We start from the raw sequence: 17,012 nt of genomic DNA, 5'->3' as shown, positions 1-17,012 counted from the left end.
TCTTCCATCCATATGTGCTATGATGAACGGGTCGCGGCAGGTCCGTGTTGACTACATTTACCATGCGGAAGAGAGGATGAACGGCAGATGATCAAGGTTGCCATGCTCAGCTTCTGGCACGTCCATGCGAAAGATTATGCAGCACAAGTGGAATCGCATCCGGATACCGAAATCACGGCCATCTGGGATGAAATACCCGAACGGGGAAAAGCGGAAGCGGAGAAACGCGGAGTCAAATACTTCGACCGCTTGGAGGATCTCCTCGAGGACTCGTCCATCGATGGAGTCGTGATCGATACTCCGACCAACCTCCACCGAGACGTCATGGTCAGTGCCGCTTTGAACGGCAAACATATTTTTACCGAAAAAGTCATCGCAACGACAGTCAAGGAAGCACGCGAAATCATAGACGTCGCAAGGGAAAACGGTGTGAAGCTCACGGTTTCCCTACCCAGACGGAACGAGGGTTACACTCTCGCTATCGAAAAGATCATCAGCCAAGAACTTCTCGGCGATCTGACGCTGGTCCGCACCCGCCTCTCCCATGACGGAGCATTGGCCGGATGGCTGCCCGAGCATTTCTATACCAAAGAAGAATGCGGCGGCGGCGCGCTGATCGACCTTGGCTGCCACCCGATGTACCTCGCCCGGCTATTCCTGGGACTTCCCGATAGCGTGAGTGCCACTTTCGGGTACGTGACCAGCAAGGAAGTCGAAGACAACGCCGTAGCCGTATTGAAGTATCCAAACGGAGCCGCAGCCGTCGTCGAGGCAGGATTTGTCACCGCTCGCTCCCCCTTCTTCGTGGAGCTTCATGGGACGAAGGGAAGTCTGATTTATGGCGCGCCTGAGACCGACAGACTTTACTTAAGCGAAGCCGGAAAACCGGGCTGGCAGGAGCTGCCGCTAGAGCAAGATCACCCAACTGCCTTCGAGCAGTGGGTCCAACACATTCAGGACGATACCGAAGCGACCGAAAACCTGGAATTGGCACTGGACCTCACCCGCCTTATGGAAGCGGCTTATCGCTCCGTACGGGAATCTAGACCCGTTCCTCTGGCCGATTTGAAATAAGCACTCGCTAGTGAAGATAGCGAGCCGGGAAGACTCCCTCCTTGCCCGATTCGAAGCTAAACAGGCCCATGCCACGATGCATGGGCCTGTTTGTTATCGGAGCATAATCCATCCGGAGCGATTTTCGCATTTCGTAAAGTGAAAGGCTAGAATGCTTTATACTCCAGGTGGAGCAGGGGGAAGGGGCGGCCGGATCCATCAAGCTCCGACCTTCCCGTCTGAACGAATCCAAGCCGTTTGTAGAATGCGCAGGCGCCTTCGTTTTGCTCATTGACATCGACCTGAAGATGGCTTCCTTTCACTTTCTCAGCTTGTCCGATTAATCTTCTGCCGATCCCTAACCCATGATAATCGGGATCAACAAACAGCATTTCGATCTTCTTACCGTCAAGCCCGATGAATCCCGTCGGCTCCTTCTCATCGTTCAACTCCACCCAAATCTCGACTTCGTTTAAGGCGCCATTTTGCACGACCTGATGGTAGAAATGAATATCCTCTTCCGACAAAAACGTGTGGGTCTGAACGACCGCTTTATGCCAAATCTCTACCAGAGCATCATGATCTTTCTCCTGATCGAGAACAATTTCGCTGCTCATTATTCAGCCTCCGTTCCTTCTCTAGATCAATAGAATGCCTTCCCGATCGGTTTCATACACGGCGGCGACAATCGTATCCGCTACATTCCATTCCTAAGAAATATTATTCGAATATCGGGTATTTGCACAAGAGGCAAGGCCGTCCGAATGAACAGCCTTGCCCCTTTCTTGTTTACCTCTACAAGTCGATCCTACGGTTCGATGCCCCAGACCAGCTTGCCAGCCTGATAGAGCGTCACTTTGCTCCAGTCCGTATAGGTGGTCAGGGTACCCTTGTACGAGTAGTCATTGGCTTCGTCGAAGTTGGACCAGTCCGTCTTTGCCAATCGCAGCTGAATGTCACCCGTCTGCTCGCCTGCTTGGAGCGAACCCGCTCCGGCCGTAAAGCCCACTTCCACGTAGGTATCGGTGAACGTCCGTGTAATGTGGGTTCCCCCGATTGCCGCCCAATCGATCCAGGAGCTCATGCCAGCATTTCCGTCTTTCGAGAAGTAATAGCGCAGGGTCAATTCGCTCAGCTTAACTCCCGTTCCTCCGGTATTCTTGATGTTGAAGAACGGCTTGATCTGGTTGTCGGAAGCGCTCGTGTCACCCGCTTTGTATTGGACAATCAAGCCGCTTGCCGGAGTCGAGCTAGGGGTTGCCGACGATGTCGGCGTAACCGTGGATGTCGACGTTGGCGTTGGCGATCCAGTCGGCGTTGGCGTCAGGATAGGAGTTGCCGATGGAGTCGGGGTTGCTGTGGGTGTCGGCGTCGACGTAGCTGTTGGACTCGGCGAGGCCGTTGCGGTCGGCAGCGGCTTCATCATCCGGTTCAGCATCGCTTGCTTCTCTCGATTCCAGGTCTGCCAGTCATCCAAGAGCAGCCCTCCGGTATCGCCGCTGTTCGGATTCACGCACCAGTACGTCCAGTACAAATCGTTCGCTTTGATGTAATCCACCAAAGCGTTTTGCCATTTGCCTTCTACGGAAGTCGTATCGACGCTTCGACCGCCGAATTCGCCGACGATGACCGGCGCTAGATTTTGCTTGCTGATATAACCCCAATATTGGTCCCAAATGGCAGGCATGTTACTCGGAAAGGAGCCGTCATGGAACCAGGTTTGATCTGCGACACCCGGTCCGTAATCATGGGACGAATAGACGATTCGGTTGGGAACGTTCAGGCGCACAGGGTAGTTCTTGACCCCTTTTAGATTGCCGCCCCACCAGTATCCGCCCGTTTCGCCTTGTACCTTGCTGTCGATGCCTTCGACGATGATAAGCCAGTTCGGATTCACGGAGAGGATAGCATTACCCGCCTTTTCAGCGGCTAGCCGCCAATCCGTAGCGAGATCTCCGGTTCCCCAAGTGGCTTCGCCGTGTGGCTCATTGTGCAGATCTCCGCCGATCACCGTCGGATTGTCGGCATAGCGGGCGGCGAGCATTTTCCAGTCATCGATCCAGCGTTGTTCAGAATACTTGGCCGTGTACCACAGGTTCGATTGACTGTTGGAATCCGGCCGGTGTCGGTCCAAGAAGATCTTCATGCCGCGAGCTCCGGCTTTCTCCACCAATTTGTCCATCACCTGGATCGGAGTCAAGCCTACGAGATCGGGATTCTTTACCCAATCGACCCCTGCGACCTTCGCGGTGGAGTCGAACATTTCGTTACAATACGGCAAACGGATAAGATTGTAGCCATTCTCTTTGATTTGATCCAATAGACTATCCATGGACCGCGCCCAAATCCCATGAGGGGAATAGTTGGACGTCTCGAAGCCGAACCAGTTGATCCCATTAAGAACAGCGGGGTTTCCGGAAGCGTCGACAATCCGGTTTCCGACAGTATGATAAAAGCCGGATGCAGCGGATGCTTGAGTTTCCACACTCTTGACGATGCCCGTAAACCCTCCGATGACGAGCATTCCTGCCAGGGCGAATCTTCCAATCCTTTTGAACATCGTATCTCCCTCATTCCTTTACTTGGAATATCGGTACAATAGCCGGTTCATTGAATCTCTTCTTCATTTTCGGTACATTTACGGTTTGGTAAGCGTTTGCAGGAATGCGATGACTTTTCCGAACCCGAGCGTTTTTTGAACACAAACGATCCGCGTCTACTCACTCCTTCCGTCAAAATGTCCCCCGATTAAAGCACGCTAGATTCGGGAAAATAACCAATTTCAACAGGTAAGCGGTTTCAATTACGATAGTGGCAATCAAAAAGAGTCCAAGTAAGATCATTCTATCATGATCGTTACTAGCCCTACATAGTCCAAACTACCTTTTTTTGGTAATTTTCAATGATTTCACTGGAATGTACTCCCTTTTTTGACGGATGGAACCGAAGACAGGTACCATAAGGAAAAGGTCATACGTCCAAGGTGGTGCTCTCCCTGAAAAGAAGAACGGTCATTTCACTCATTCTCGTCCTTATTCTACTGGCTCTCTTCCTCTTCTCCTATGCTCAGAACAATTGGCTGTCCATCACCAAGCAAACGGTTTCTTCGGCGAAAATCCCTGCTGCCTTCAATGGGTACCGGATCGTTCATCTCTCCGATCTGCACGGTAAAACCTTTGGCTTCGGCCAGAGGCCTCTGCTAAAGGCCGTCCGAAAACAACATCCCGACATCATCGTTTTCACAGGCGATATGATCGATTCCGACACCTCCGGCAATCGGTCACGGAGTCTCACCCTCATGCGCGGTCTTGTCAAAATTGCCTCTGTCTATTGGGTTACCGGCAACCATGAGCGCATAGCCGATCTAGCTGGCCTTGAGCGGGAGCTGACGGACGTCGGCGTACAAGTGATGAACAACCGCGGGCAGTTGCTGACCCGGGAAGGTGCAAGCCTCTGGCTGTCCGGCATCGACGACCCGCGAATCGGCTCCTTGTCCGGCAGCCAGGATACCGAGGTGATCGTGAATGAGAACATGGATCGCTCCGTAGAGAATAGGCCCGACGGCTTGTACACGCTCCTGCTCTCCCACCGCCCCGAGATTCTTGATTTCTATGCGCGCAAAGGCTTTGATCTGATCTTCACCGGTCATGCTCACGGAGGACAATTCCGTCTCCCCTTCCTGGGTCCGATATATGCTCCGGATCAAGGCTATTATCCGAAGCTGACCGAAGGCGTGCATACGGAGGGAGATTCGGTGATGGTGATCAGTCGCGGGCTTGGCAACAGCGACATTCCCCAGCGTCTTTTCAACCGCCCGGAAGTTGTAGTCGTCACTTTGCGGAAGATCTAGACTACGCACGAACGGCATATGAACATCACCTTACTTAACTCAATGAAAACAATATTTCTTTGGACATTTCATCTGCATCCATCATTTCTAAGCCAATTAATGGTTTGAACTGTGGCATGGTTACGCTTTTTGCGGCTTCGTGAATCATAATTCGTTTTAGTAGCTTCTTGTATACTTATGGGTATCAAAGAACGAAACCAAAGGAGGTCACTGACTCGGTGGCCTCCTTTGGTTCAGCTGGTTATTGAACTATCGTTTTCCTAGCTGAATGAATCAGGAGTACACGTAGAAATATCATCCCCGGGAGTAGCCACGACAAACCATTCATCGCCGTTGTATCCCATGCCATCTCCTGCTTGCCAACACTCATATTTATTATGGTGTCCATTTACAAAAAGAGTCTTACCTGACTCAAATTCAATATGTAGGTGCGGGGAAAGTCCGCCAAGCTTAATATTGGCTACCTTTTCTCTTCGTAGTTCAAAAATCAATTTATACTCATCTTCTTCCGATAGCTCACTCATTTCATCTTCGGAGTTCGGAAAATCATGTGTGTCTTTTGGAAATACTCCCCATTTTGATTCAATATTTAGCCAAAGTTGGTCTGGAGAATGGTGATCATAGTGTTCAAAGCGTAATAGTAGCGCGCCGGGACCTATCCCAAATTTCACACCATCTAATTGACTGCCAATAAATAGATGCGACAGAACTTTCTCTGTAAACTCCTTATATTCTGAATCCAATTGAATCACCTCTTATTCCAAAGATCACTTTTAACAACTAAGAATCACTTCAAGATAAGTGGCAGATAGATGTCGTCCACAATCTCGGCGATGGTCTGCTCAGACACTGGCTCGTAGGACAGTAGCAGCTCATGCCGGATCAGATCGACGGGGAGAGTCCGCATCCGAGGGGTGATCTTGTCAAACTGAAGTTCGCCCCGTTCCTCAGCTTGCTTAAGCACCGTGGTCGTGGCACGCCCGGTCCGCCCATTCGGAAAAAGCAGGGTCGAAAGCGGCACTTCACCCAATTCCACCATTATTCCGTGGACGGTTTCCGCTCCAATCTCGGTTAAAATGCGGTTCATCAATCGCAGCACTTGGATGAGGTCTTCGCGAAGATTCCCCGTATTCGGAATTTCCTCATAAGGAAGCGGGATCCGCTGACGGATCGCATTCAGTACAAGCTCACCGCGATTCGGATATCGGCGATAGATCACGGCCTTGCTTGTCCCCGCCCGGTTCGCCACACCCTCTATGGTCAGACGCGAATACCCCACCTCAGCCAACTCTTCCTTGGTGGCTCGAAGGATGGCCTCCTCAAGCTGGGCTCCCCTTCGCCTTGTCTCCGGTTTGGTGCCGGTTTGATTTTTCTTGTCCATCGTCATCCTCCGCAATAAAATACGTTGCGTTTCTTATAGAAGTATTATATCATGAAGGGCAAATAAGGAACTATTCGTATCTTATCTCCGGAGAAGAGGATGACCATGAACAGCAAAATCAACGAAGCCAGTTCGCACCAACCGGCGCGCGAAAAGCTCGACCCGGCGCTCATCAAGATGGCGTGGATTCTTCTTTTTGGAACGCTGGCCCCTCTATTCGACACCACCATCACGAATGTCGCGATTCATACGCTCAGTCAAGCGTTGAACGCATCGGTGACCACCATTCAATGGGTCATGACCAGCTACTTGCTGGCGCTCGGCATGGTCATTCCGATCACCGGTTGGGCCGTGGACCGCTTCGGCGGCAAGCGGATGTGGCTGTTTGCGCTCGCCGTTTTCTTCACAGGGTCGATCCTGTGCAGCTTGTCTTGGAACGTCGGCAGCTTGATCGCATTCCGCGCAATCCAAGGAATCGGCGGCGGCTTCATGATGCCGATCATGCAGACCATGCTCGTCCGATCGGCCCGTGATCAAAAGCTCGGGAAGCTGATGGCGGTCGCCGGCCTGCCCGCCTTGCTCGGTCCGATCCTCGGGCCGGTGCTGGGAGGAGTGATCGTGGAGAACCTGAATTGGCGGTGGATCTTCTTCGTGAACATCCCGATTTGCTTGATTGCAATGATTTGGGCTTGGCGAGGACTGCCGGAGGAAGAAAACGTGAAGCGAACCTCCCGTTTGGATATCCTGGGGCTCTCGTTGATCTCTCCCGCCCTGGTCCTGATCATCTACGGGCTGGCGCAAGTAGGTACGCATCACGGCTTTGGCCATTCCGAGGTGCTGATTCCCCTCCTGATCGGTCTTCTGCTGTTGGTCAGCTTCGTGGGTTATACCCTGCGAAAGAAGGAATCTCCCCTCATCGACCTCAGCTTATTCAAGGTTCATTCGTTTACGGCTGCCTCATTCCTGTTCTTTCTATCCGGGCTTTCCACGTATGGAGCTATGCTGCTCCTGCCGATGTACTACCAGCAAATCCGGGGAGAGGGTGTTCTTGCCTCCGGTCTCTTGTTAATGCCCCAAGGAATCGGGATGTTGCTCACGCGAGCCTTGGCGGGAAAGCTGACCGACCAAATCGGGCCGCGACCGGTCGTCTTGGCGGGAACGCTCTTAACCGCATTAGGCACATGGCCTTTTACAGCAGCTGGCGCGGATACGAGTCATCTTCTTCTCGCCATGACCTTGGTCGTACGCGGGGCGGGACTCGGAGGGATCTTTCTTCCCGTGATGGCAGCTTCCTATCAGGGGCTTCGCAAGGAGCAGATCCCGGATGCCAGTAGCGCCAGCCGGATTATTCAGCAAGTCGGCGGAGCGTTCGGCGCCTCCGTGCTTGCCGTTATTTTGCAGAATCAGCTGGATGCCCATACAGCGATCGACCTCGCTGCGAAGGCGACCTCATTCAATCATACCTTCTTATGGTCGCTAGGGTTCACGGTCATCGGCCTGATCCCTGCCGCGTTCCTTCCGGGAAGAAGCGCCAGCAGCGAAGGTAGTGGGAAGTAAGTGAATCTCAGGCCTTAACAAAAAAGCGGCGTGCCCTTAACGGCCGCCGCTTCCCCATACCTTCTCGTAGTCTTCTTCCTTGAAGCCGACGGTAACTCGGCTCCCATCCGTAACAAGCGGCCGCTTGATTAGCCTGCCGTTTCCAGCCAGCAGCATCAGCTTCTCCTCCAGACTCATCCCTGGAAGCTTGTCCTTCAGCTTCAGCTCGCGGTAGACTTCTCCCGAAGTATTGAAAAACTTGCTGCTATCCAATCCACTCAGTTCAACCAGTTTGCCCAGCTCCTCCGCACTCGGCGGGGTCTGAAACAAGTCGATGGCGTCCAGGGACTGCCCCGCCGCTTCCAGCCACTGCTTTGCCTTCCGGCAGGTGCCGCATTTGGGATACCAATAGAATGTCAGGCTCATAGCCATTCTCCTTTCGCCTTGCCGTCATGCTTACGAATCGCCATCCGTATGCTGGTGCCGGATAAGCAGGTTTTTATGACCGTCTTCCGACACCACGCTTCGAAGGATGCCCCATCAGCCTATCGCATTTATTGCCCGTGCTCCTGCTTCGATTCCAAATCAAGCTCCAGGTTGATCCGATCCAGGCAGGGAATACCGTCTTCCACAATGCTTTCGGCGTATTGCTTTGTAAAATAATCTCGTTCCACTCCGGTGATGCGGAAGCCGCATTTTTGATAAACCGCCAACGCAGCAAGGCTCGAATTGCCGGTGCCGACCTGCAACGCTCGAGCTCCCAACCGTTTGGCCTGTTCCGCTGCGTGATGAATCAACCGTTTGGCTACCCCTTTTCCCCTGTGTGTGGAGTGGACAGCCAGATTCACCAGCTCGGCAGCACGGCCACCTCCATCCTCTCGGACTACGATGACATAGACACCGACGGCTTGTTCATTCTCCTCGCAGGCAACCGCGCAGAAGCCTTCGCGCAAATAAGCTTCGACGAAAGCCTGCTCCGGGTCGGCTTCCAACAGCAGGTCCATGGGAGGAGATTCACCTTGTCGCAAGCTACGGATAACCGTCATCCTTCATCGCCCTCCCTTAGCTGGGCAATCAGTTCCTCCATATCCGCCGGAAGCGGAGCGCGGAATTCGGTAAAACAGCCTGTTCCGGGATGGATAAACCCGAGCTTCTCCGCATGAAGAGCTTGTCTCGGAATGGAAGGACCGGTTTGCTGAAGCACTCCTCCGTCAATCCCGGTTGGCTCCGGGTTCTCGCTCCTGTTACTCTCCACGGAGGAAGCAGCATGGTCGCACTCTCGCCCGATGGGTTCCGACAACCCTGTCTCATCTGCGAAATCTGCCGCCCGACCCGGAATGATGCCGGTCTCCGCCTCCCCGCCAGGGCCGTACATTTTATCCCCGAACAGCGGATGGCCCAAATGCCGCATGTGAACGCGGATCTGATGCGTGCGCCCGGTCTCCAGACGGATATGAACCACCGATCCGGCAGGATGGGCTTCCGCAACCCGGTAATGGGTAACCGCCCGGTCTCCTTCCGGTGACACGATACGAACGCGTGGATTGTCCGGGTTCCGGTCGATGGGAGCATCCACCGTTCCTTCCATTTTCGTCATCTTCCCATGGACGACTGCAACATATTCCTTCGTTACGATCCCTTTTTGCATCTGCTCGGAGATGCTTTGATGGACATAGGGATTTTTCGCGATGGCGAGCACGCCCGATGTCTCCTGATCGAGCCGATGTACCGGTCGAAAGCGGACGGTCTCCCCTTTTTGCCGCCAATGCCAAACGACCCCGTTCGCGAGAGTTCCGGTGTAATGGCCGTGGGTGGGATGAACGATAAGACCGGGAGGCTTGTTCAGAATGAGCAGATACTCGTCTTCATGCAAGATCGCAAGCTCCATCTCTTCCGGCTGAATGTCCTCCGACACCTCGCGCTGCATTCTCGCCTCCACTCGATCACCCGGATGAACAACCGCATTGGTATAGGTGCGCAGCCCGTTGACGGTAAGCCCCTGCTCGGATTGCTTTAATCGGGTCATGAGCGTACGGGAGATGCCCATGCGGTTTTTCAACACGGTTCCGAGCTTCATCCCAGCATCCGCTTCCGGTACGAGATAGACTAGGGGCTCGTAATAGGCTTCTGTTTCCTTTGTCATTCACGATCTCCATTCTGGATGGTAAGTTGCATTATCCTTTGCTCTCGCCGCCGTTTCCGAAGACGTTCGCCCCACGAACATACTCCACATCGTCACGGCCTTCCCGGGCATTAGCTGCGCGGGCGGCGGCAAAGAAGAAGTCCGACAGCCGGTTCACATACCGCATGACGGCAGGGTTTACCTCATGCTCGGCTGCCAACGTGACAACCCGCCGCTCCGCTCTCCGGCACACGGTCCGACATACATGCAGGGAGGCCGCCGCCTCACTGCCTCCGGGAAGAATGAATCGACGGATAGGCGGCGCCTCCGCATCATATTTGTCAATGAGGGTCTCCAGTTGATTCGAAAGGTCCTCCGCAACTTTCCAGCCTGCTCCACCCGATGGGTCCAAATAAGCGAGGTCTCCGCCGCAATCGAACAATTCATGCTGGATCCGGGTTAGGTCGGACCGAAGGTCTTCATAGATGAGGCCCGTAAGCGAACCGATCGCTTGACCCACAAAGGCATTCAGCTCATCGATCGTGCCGTACGCCTCCACGCGGGCGTCGTCTTTACCGACACGTCCCCCAATGACCGAGGTTTTGCCCTCGTCTCCCGTACGTGTATAAAGCTTCATAGTTCCCCCTCCTAAGCGATCATTTCCTTCCGATCCATCTCATGCTTTCTCTTTATGATCTCATAGATTCCCCGATAAACCAAACCACAGCGATGTCTATTCGAAAAAAGTTGGGTTTCCTTTCGCACCCTTTTTCACCCTCGTGGACGCCGTCTCCTATCCGCACGATTCACGACGACCGACTCGCTCTATCCCAACTATCCCAACCAGGTGCAGGCGGCGACAGCAGCCAATAGAAGCAGCGCTTCCAGGCCTTCGTTCATGGCTCCGTACAGATCGCCGGTCAATCCCCCGAGCTTGCGGCTGATCCCACGTGCGGCGGGCCATCCGAAGAGAAAGCACAAGAACGCAGCCGTGAGCGCCAGAATCGCAGCCAAAGCGAGAACGGATACAGTCCCGCTTCCTATAGAGGAGGAAGCACTCGGATATCTAGTGATCCACGCGTACAATCCGGTGAGCAAAAATGTCGTCAGCACCGCCATCGCTCCGGATGCGGCCGCATGAATCCCTCTCACTTCACGAAAAAGCGAGCCCAAACCGCTTTCTTTTCGGGCATACGGCCATCCGACCATGCAAACCACCATCCACCAGCGGCTCCAAATCGGAATGACCACGAGCAGAAGGAGCGACGGACCAAATGCCGTAGAAAAGCCAAAAAGCTCAACTCCCCCGCTTGAATCGGAAAAACCGAGGCTCCCGGCTCTCAGCACCTCATATAGAAACGATGCCTTGGCTAGCAAAAGGAGAATCGCCGCCATGACGCCCATCGCGCCGACCCGGCTGTCCTTCATGATCTCCAGCATCCGCTCCGGCGACCGGTGGCTCATCAAACCATCAGCCGCATCCATCCATCCGTCGAGGTGAAGCCCTCCGGTGAGCAATACCCACAGGATGAGCGTCAGCACGGCAGCGGGGCCTAATGGAAGCAGATGGCCCGCCGCGTAGGCAAATAAGCCGAGCAGCAAGCCGATCACTCCGCCGACGGCCGGATAGAAGAGAACGCTTTGCCGGAACACGCGCGGCGTATAGTCAAACTGATAGGGAATCGGAATGCGGGTGAGAAACTGCATAGCCGCCGCAGCTGCCTGCAAGCCCGCGAGCAAGGGATTTCGAACCAAGTGAGGTCACTTCCGTTTGGATATTGAGTTATGCGATAACGCGAATCCCCGGACTCTTTCAAGAAAAAGAGCATGGTCGAATCAGGACGGCAGCCACGTCGAGAGGGTGCCGTGCCGATTAGGCCAAGGCCGTTCATGATGCGAATTCACGGTATCGCATAACGCTGCTTTCGTCAAGAAAGCAGCAAAAGGGGTCGAGGCGGATGGTACATTCGCTGTCCTTCCCTCGTCATAGCTCATCCAAGCGGAATTCCAGCCGCTTGAGATCGACGGGTATTCCGGCGGTGACGAGAAAGGCACGATTACTAAGCCGTGCCACTCTTTGGTTGAGCAGTCCCGCATAATCGCGGAACAGACGACCGAGCGGATATTCCGGTACGATTCCGTCTCCCACTTCATTGGAGACGGCGAGAACGGGATACGGACAGCCTTCGAGCGCGGAGCACAACTCCTCGATTCGGTCTTCCAATTCATCGAGTCGGTTCTCGCCCTCTAGCCTCAGCAGCCAATTGGACAGCCAGAGCGTAAGACAATCGATGAGAATCACGCGAGAATGGCCAAGATCGGTCCTGGCTTCCGCATCCGTGGTAGCTTCCGATTTCGCGAAGGCATCCGTGCCAATCGCCGTCTGATCGGGCATGTCCACGGAGCTCTCCGAGCCCAAGCCCGAGTCTGCGCTCCACTTCCGAAGGAGGGCGGCCAGCTCGTAGGGCTCCTCATGAACCCGCCAGGCGAAGCCGGATGCGGTGCGCCGGTCCTGATGCATCCGCGCGCGCTCCTCCATCTCGCGATCATACAGCTGCGCGGTGGCGATGTACTCCCCGGAGGAAGCGAGGCGGGCGGCGCAAGCTTCCGCGAAGCGGCTCTTGCCGCTTCGCGCTCCTCCCGTGATGAAGATGACCATCGCTATTCCTCCCGGGCTCCGGAGATTCCGGCACTCTCGAAGGTCGCCATCTCCCGGATGATCCGCTCGGCGGCATCGAGCAGATGGAACGCCAGCACAGCGCCGGTGCCTTCCCCAAGCCGCATGTGGAGGTCGAGCATCGGCGAGAGGCCGAGCTCGGCGAGCAGCCGGGCATGGCCGCGCTCCTCGGACACATGCGAGGCGATGATGTAGTCGTGCGCCGCCGGGCAGAGGCGCACGGCAGCGAGCGCGGCAGCCGAGGAGATGAAGCCGTCGATCACGACGAGGCTTCGATGCGCGGCGGCGCCGAGGATGACCCCGGCGAGTCCGGCCAGCTCCAGGCCGCCGACCGCCGCAAGCACGCCGAGCGGGTCCTCCGCGCTCGGCGCATTGACCGCAAGCGCCTGCTCCACCACGCGGCGCTTGCGGGCGAGCCCGGCATCGTCGATGCCCGTGCCGCGGCCGACCGCTTCCTGCGCGCTGACTCCCGTCAGCGCCATGAAGACGGCGGCGCTCGGCGTCGTGTTGCCGATGCCCATCTCACCGGTGGCGAACACGCGGCAGCCTGCGGCCGCACGCTCCGCCACCAGCTCATACCCCGCGCGAATGGCCGCTTCCGCTTCCGCGCGGCTCATCGCCGGTCCGCGCGCGATGTTTCCGGCTCCGCGGCGGATCTTGCGCTGGATGAGGTCGGGATGCGAGAGCTCCGCATCCACGCCGATATCGACGCAGAGCACCTCCGCTCCGGCCTGCCGGGCGAGCACGTTCACCGCAGCTCCTCCCGCGAGGAAGTTCATCACCATCTGCTGCGTCACCTCCGACGGGAACGCGCTGATGCCCTCCTCCGTGACGCCGTGATCCCCCGCCATCACGATGACGGCTTTCTTCGTCAGATCCGGTGTTACTTCTCCGGTCACGCCAGCTGTCTGCCAGACGAGCTTTTCCAGCTTGCCTAGGCTTCCCGGAGGCTTGGTCAAGCTGTCCAGCCGACGCTTGGCCTCCTCAATGGCTTCTGCGTCCAGCGGCATGACCCTGCCGATCATCTCATCCAAAGTTGCCATACGCTCGTTCTCCCCGCTTTCATAATCCTTCTCCGTATCGATTCGCTCCAGTCTTGTCCCTTTCCTTCTTTCCTAACAACCGTTACAGAATCACTTCCCGCCCTCTGGTGCAGAATCACCGGCGATCTTTCCCGCCGGCTGCTTGCAGCAAGAGCTGCGGCACTCCGCTGACGGGGTGGGCCAACACGAGCGGCCGCGTCCCGTACACCCGCTCAATGCGGTCCGCATCGATCAGCTCGGACGGTGCCCCTTCTCCCTCCGAGCGGCCATCGTGCAGGAGCAGCAGGCGGTCGCAATACTGAGCGGCCAGATTGAGGTCGTGCAGCACGGCAACCACAGTCAGCTTCGAAGCGGTTTGCCATTCGCGGATATAATCCATCAGCTCCACCTGATGGCCGATATCCAGGAAGGTAGTCGGCTCGTCGAGGAGCAGCAGACGCGGCTCCTGCACCATCGTCTTCCCGAGGGCGACTCGCTGCCGCTCACCTCCGCTCAAGCTGTCGATTTCTCGATCCGCAAGGGCGTTCAACGACAAGCGTTCCATCACCACCGCCAGAAGCGCGCTTGGATCATTCGGCTCTTGCCCGAACCAATCCTGATACGGATACCGCCCCATCTCCAATACCTCGCGCACGGTGAATCCGGGCGCCGCCACGCCTTCCTGGGGAAGGACCGCCAGCTTGCGAGCCAGCTCCTTGCGCGGATAATCCGCCGCCGCCCGGCCGTCGATCTCCACCGCACCCGAATCCGGGCGAAGCACGCCTGACAGAAGGCGCAAGAGCGTGGATTTGCCGCCGCCATTGGGACCGATGATCCCGTAGAAGCAGCCGTCCTCGACGGTTAAGTTCAGGCTTCGCAGCACCTCGCGGTCCCCAAGTCGGAGGGTTGCCTCGTTTACTCGTATCATCCGCTCATCCCTCCGCAGTCCGTTTCCGTTTGAGCAGCAAGTAAGCAAAAAACGGCGTCCCGATCAGCGCGGTAACGACGCCGAGCGGGATCTCCTGATTGCCGAGAGCAAGCCGGGCGAGCGTATCCGCCCAGAGCACGTAGCTCGCTCCTGCTAGTGCGGAGACGGGGATCAGCAGGCGGTTGTCCGGCCCTGCCAGGAGCCGGACCAGATGAGGAACGACCAGCCCGACGAACCCGATGGTTCCGGCAACCGAGACCGCGCCCGCCGTCAAGAGGGTGCTTGCTCCGAGCACGATCAGCTTCGTTCGGTTGACATTCGCCCCCATATGCGAGGCATGTCGTTCGCCGAGGGCAAACAGGTTCAGCTGTCGGCTGTACGCGATCAGGATCGCCAGCACCCCGATCAGGAGCGGCAGCAGCAGCCCGGAATACTCCCAGCCCCTCAGCGCAACGCTTCCCATCAGCCAAAAGACGATTTCGTTGACGACCCCATGCGAGAGGGAAATCATCAGCGAGACGAAAGCGCCGAAGAAAGCCTGCACGATGACCCCTGCCAGGATCAAGGTCTCAATGTTCCTGCGCCCGCCGCGCCCCGCAAGCGTGTATACCAGCAGGAGCGTGAGGAGGCCCATGAGAAAGGCCGCCCCCGGAACGCTCCACATGCCAAGCGCCAGCCGCATTCCGGATAGAATAGCAAAGGCCGCGCCTGCAGAAGCGCCTGAAGCGACTCCAAGCGTATAGGGATCAGCGAGCGGATTTCGGAGAACCGCCTGAAAGCCCGCTCCGGCTACGGCAAGGGACGCACCAACCAGCATGGCAAGCGCCACCCTCGGCAGCCGGACATCCGCTACGATCGTCGCGAAGGCGGGATCAGGAGCCGAAACAAGCTTGGGTCCGATTCCGGGAATGCGGTGAAGGAGAATCCCCCAGACTTCCGCAAGCGGCACATGCGCAGATCCTACCGACAGGCAGATGACCACGGAAACAAGCAGGAGAAGGCCGAAGCCTCCTCCATAAACCCACGATTTGCGCATCTTATTTCACCAAATCGGGATGAACCGCTTTGGCAATCTCGACGAGGCCATCCGTCAGGCGCGGGCCTACCCGCGTCACCAGATTGGAATCGACCGGATGAATCTCCTTGTTCTTCACGGCGTCCAGAGCAGAGAAGCCTGGGCGTTTCAGAATTTCATCATAGATGGTGTTGCCCGTATACGCATCCGTTCCATAGAGAATGACTTCCGGATTGGACTTGATGATGGATTCCGCATTGATTTCAAACCATCCCTTTTGATCCCCGGCCACATTCGTTCCTCCGGCCAGCGTCAACAGTTCGTCCAAAAACTCGCCCTTCCCGACGCTCCAGCCCGGCGAGAATTCGAGGTATACCTTTTTCTTCGGCGCATCCTTGACCGCCGCTACGACGCGATCGCGGTCCGCCTTCATTTTGATCGTCACCTGTTCCGCTTGTGCCTGCGCGTTCAAGAGCGTACCGACCGTTTGCACATGTTCAATGACCTGATCCAGCGTCTTCGGATCACCGGCATAAACCGTAACCTTCAGCTCGCGCAGCTTGTTGATGACGTCGAGCTGCAGGCCGCTGTGAGCCAGCACGAGATCGGGCTTAAGCGCGAGTACAGCTTCAACGTTGGTGTTCATGTCGCCGATCTTGGTCTTCTCGGCAGCTTCCTTCGGATAATCGCTGAATTGGTCAACCCCCATTACCCGATCTCCTGCGCCGACGGCAAAAGCCGTTTCCGTTTCGCTCGGAGCGATGGTCACAATCCGCTTAGGCTCCGCATTCAGCACCACATCCGTGCCCGTGGCATCCTTGACGGTCAGCGGATATACCGTTTCCGCCGCGGCAGGTGCAACCGAGCTTGCAGGCGTTGCAGGAGCAACCGATGCCGAAGGCGCCGTGGATGCGGACGCCTGCGGCGATGCGCTGGCTCCTTCTTCACTCTTGCTGCCGCATGCAGCCAGGCTCACGGCGAGCATCAAGGCGAGCCCCATCGCTCCAAGCCGTTTCCATCTCTTTTTGTCGTTCCCCGATACCATTTGCATGGTGTTCTTCATTCCCTCTCCTCTTTTCCTCCCAAGTGAGGCATGATCCGCTTCCGGTTCTTCCACGCTAGAACGAAAAATCCCCCGTCCGCAAGCGGGCAGGGGTCAGCATACAGGCAGCATAACAGTCGTCATACTCCGGTTAGCCGAATCCTTTTCCGCGAAGGATTTCGTCAGCTTATGTCCGCTAGGCAGGTCTCCTGACTCACGGGTCAAGCACCATCCCCGCCTTCCCGTCACGTATGACAGTGGCATGCTGGGGATGATTTCCCGAATTACAGTGGCGCGACCGTGCCGGATTTACACCGGCTTCCCTTTTAACCCGCTCCCAATGGGGGCAGGCACCTGGCGACTCGATGGATCTTTCGGTTCCAGCA

17 protein-coding genes and 1 riboswitch are annotated in these 17,012 nt (G+C 56.3%); of the genes, 3 read left to right on the top strand and 14 right to left on the bottom strand.

Going from position 1 to position 17,012, the window contains the following annotated elements; all coding sequences use genetic code 11:
* Nucleotides 1–87 precede the first annotated feature (87 nt).
* The gene (locus tag BN2684_RS16395) at nt 88–1,074 is read left to right on the top strand and encodes a Gfo/Idh/MocA family protein (protein WP_058303223.1); all 987 of its coding nucleotides are present in this window, start codon (nt 88–90) and stop codon (nt 1,072–1,074) included.
* A gap of 146 nt (nt 1,075–1,220) precedes the next feature.
* On the opposite strand, the gene BN2684_RS16390 is transcribed toward BN2684_RS16395, so the two are convergent.
* Both BN2684_RS16390 and BN2684_RS16385 read right to left on the bottom strand, forming a co-directional pair.
* Nucleotides 1,221–1,670: an acetyltransferase gene (locus BN2684_RS16390; RefSeq protein ID WP_058303222.1), complete on the bottom strand. Its 450-nt coding sequence runs from the start codon at nt 1,668–1,670 to the stop codon at nt 1,221–1,223.
* A gap of 191 nt (nt 1,671–1,861) precedes the next feature.
* Nucleotides 1,862–3,613 (bottom strand): cellulase family glycosylhydrolase, encoded by a 1,752-nt coding sequence (locus BN2684_RS16385; RefSeq protein WP_082652019.1) that lies wholly within the window; start codon nt 3,611–3,613, stop codon nt 1,862–1,864.
* 423 nt (nt 3,614–4,036) lie between these two features.
* Between BN2684_RS16385 and BN2684_RS16380 the strand changes: the two genes are divergently transcribed.
* Nucleotides 4,037–4,903, top strand: a complete 867-nt coding sequence (locus BN2684_RS16380) for a metallophosphoesterase (protein WP_234340258.1) — start codon at nt 4,037–4,039, stop codon at nt 4,901–4,903.
* Between the two features lie 260 nt (nt 4,904–5,163).
* Here BN2684_RS16380 and BN2684_RS16375 read toward each other — a convergent pair whose 3' ends face one another.
* Together BN2684_RS16375 and BN2684_RS16370 are read right to left on the bottom strand one after the other, a co-directional pair.
* Nucleotides 5,164–5,646 carry a hypothetical protein gene (locus tag BN2684_RS16375; protein ID WP_058303221.1) on the bottom strand — a complete coding sequence of 161 codons (483 nt, stop codon included), beginning with the start codon at nt 5,644–5,646 and terminating at the stop codon, nt 5,164–5,166.
* A gap of 44 nt (nt 5,647–5,690) precedes the next feature.
* Entirely contained in the window at nt 5,691–6,284 is a 594-nt protein-coding gene (locus tag BN2684_RS16370) for a TetR/AcrR family transcriptional regulator (protein WP_058303220.1), read from the bottom strand.
* Between the two features lie 105 nt (nt 6,285–6,389).
* Between BN2684_RS16370 and BN2684_RS16365 the strand changes: the two genes are divergently transcribed.
* Entirely contained in the window at nt 6,390–7,841 is a 1,452-nt protein-coding gene (locus tag BN2684_RS16365; protein WP_058303219.1) for an MDR family MFS transporter, read from the top strand.
* A 36-nt stretch (nt 7,842–7,877) separates the two neighbouring features.
* Here the strand turns inward: BN2684_RS16365 and BN2684_RS16360 are convergent, their stop codons facing one another.
* The 10 genes from BN2684_RS16360 to BN2684_RS16315 form a co-directional block, all read right to left on the bottom strand.
* A complete protein-coding gene (locus BN2684_RS16360; protein ID WP_058303218.1) occupies nt 7,878–8,246 on the bottom strand; it encodes an arsenate reductase family protein in 369 nt (122 codons plus the stop codon).
* 128 nt (nt 8,247–8,374) lie between these two features.
* The gene (locus BN2684_RS16355; RefSeq protein ID WP_058303217.1) at nt 8,375–8,866 is read right to left on the bottom strand and encodes a GNAT family N-acetyltransferase; all 492 of its coding nucleotides are present in this window, start codon (nt 8,864–8,866) and stop codon (nt 8,375–8,377) included.
* Nucleotides 8,863–9,963 carry an RluA family pseudouridine synthase gene (locus tag BN2684_RS16350; RefSeq protein ID WP_058303216.1) on the bottom strand — a complete coding sequence of 367 codons (1,101 nt, stop codon included), beginning with the start codon at nt 9,961–9,963 and terminating at the stop codon, nt 8,863–8,865. The genes BN2684_RS16355 and BN2684_RS16350 overlap by 4 nt, the downstream gene beginning before the upstream one ends.
* A 31-nt stretch (nt 9,964–9,994) precedes the next feature.
* A complete protein-coding gene (locus tag BN2684_RS16345) occupies nt 9,995–10,579 on the bottom strand; it encodes a cob(I)yrinic acid a,c-diamide adenosyltransferase (protein WP_058303215.1) in 585 nt (194 codons plus the stop codon).
* 197 nt (nt 10,580–10,776) lie between these two features.
* On the bottom strand, nt 10,777–11,697 hold the full coding sequence (locus tag BN2684_RS16340; protein ID WP_058303214.1) for an adenosylcobinamide-GDP ribazoletransferase: 921 nt from the start codon (nt 11,695–11,697) through the stop codon (nt 10,777–10,779).
* A gap of 229 nt (nt 11,698–11,926) precedes the next feature.
* Nucleotides 11,927–12,601, bottom strand: coding sequence for a bifunctional adenosylcobinamide kinase/adenosylcobinamide-phosphate guanylyltransferase (locus BN2684_RS16335; protein ID WP_058303213.1), 675 nt, complete (start codon nt 12,599–12,601; stop codon nt 11,927–11,929).
* 2 nt (nt 12,602–12,603) lie between these two features.
* Nucleotides 12,604–13,662 (bottom strand): nicotinate-nucleotide--dimethylbenzimidazole phosphoribosyltransferase, encoded by a 1,059-nt coding sequence (cobT, locus tag BN2684_RS16330; protein WP_058303212.1) that lies wholly within the window; start codon nt 13,660–13,662, stop codon nt 12,604–12,606.
* Nucleotides 13,663–13,777: 115 nt separating this feature from the next.
* Entirely contained in the window at nt 13,778–14,569 is a 792-nt protein-coding gene (locus BN2684_RS16325) for an ABC transporter ATP-binding protein (protein ID WP_058303211.1), read from the bottom strand.
* Between the two features lie 4 nt (nt 14,570–14,573).
* Nucleotides 14,574–15,605 carry a FecCD family ABC transporter permease gene (locus tag BN2684_RS16320; protein WP_058303210.1) on the bottom strand — a complete coding sequence of 344 codons (1,032 nt, stop codon included), beginning with the start codon at nt 15,603–15,605 and terminating at the stop codon, nt 14,574–14,576.
* Between the two features lies 1 nt (nt 15,606).
* Complete coding sequence (locus tag BN2684_RS16315) at nt 15,607–16,647, bottom strand: ABC transporter substrate-binding protein (protein WP_234340257.1); 1,041 nt, start codon at nt 16,645–16,647, stop codon at nt 15,607–15,609.
* 161 nt (nt 16,648–16,808) lie between these two features.
* A riboswitch (cobalamin riboswitch) is annotated at nt 16,809–16,999 on the bottom strand.
* Between the last annotated feature and the right edge of the window lie 13 nt (nt 17,000–17,012).

It is taken from the genome of Gorillibacterium timonense, assembly GCF_001457415.1.
Classification (GTDB): domain Bacteria; phylum Bacillota; class Bacilli; order Paenibacillales; family NBRC-103111; genus Gorillibacterium; species Gorillibacterium timonense.
Note: the sequence above shows the minus strand (reverse complement) of the source record. Positions and strands in the feature narration are given on the sequence as shown.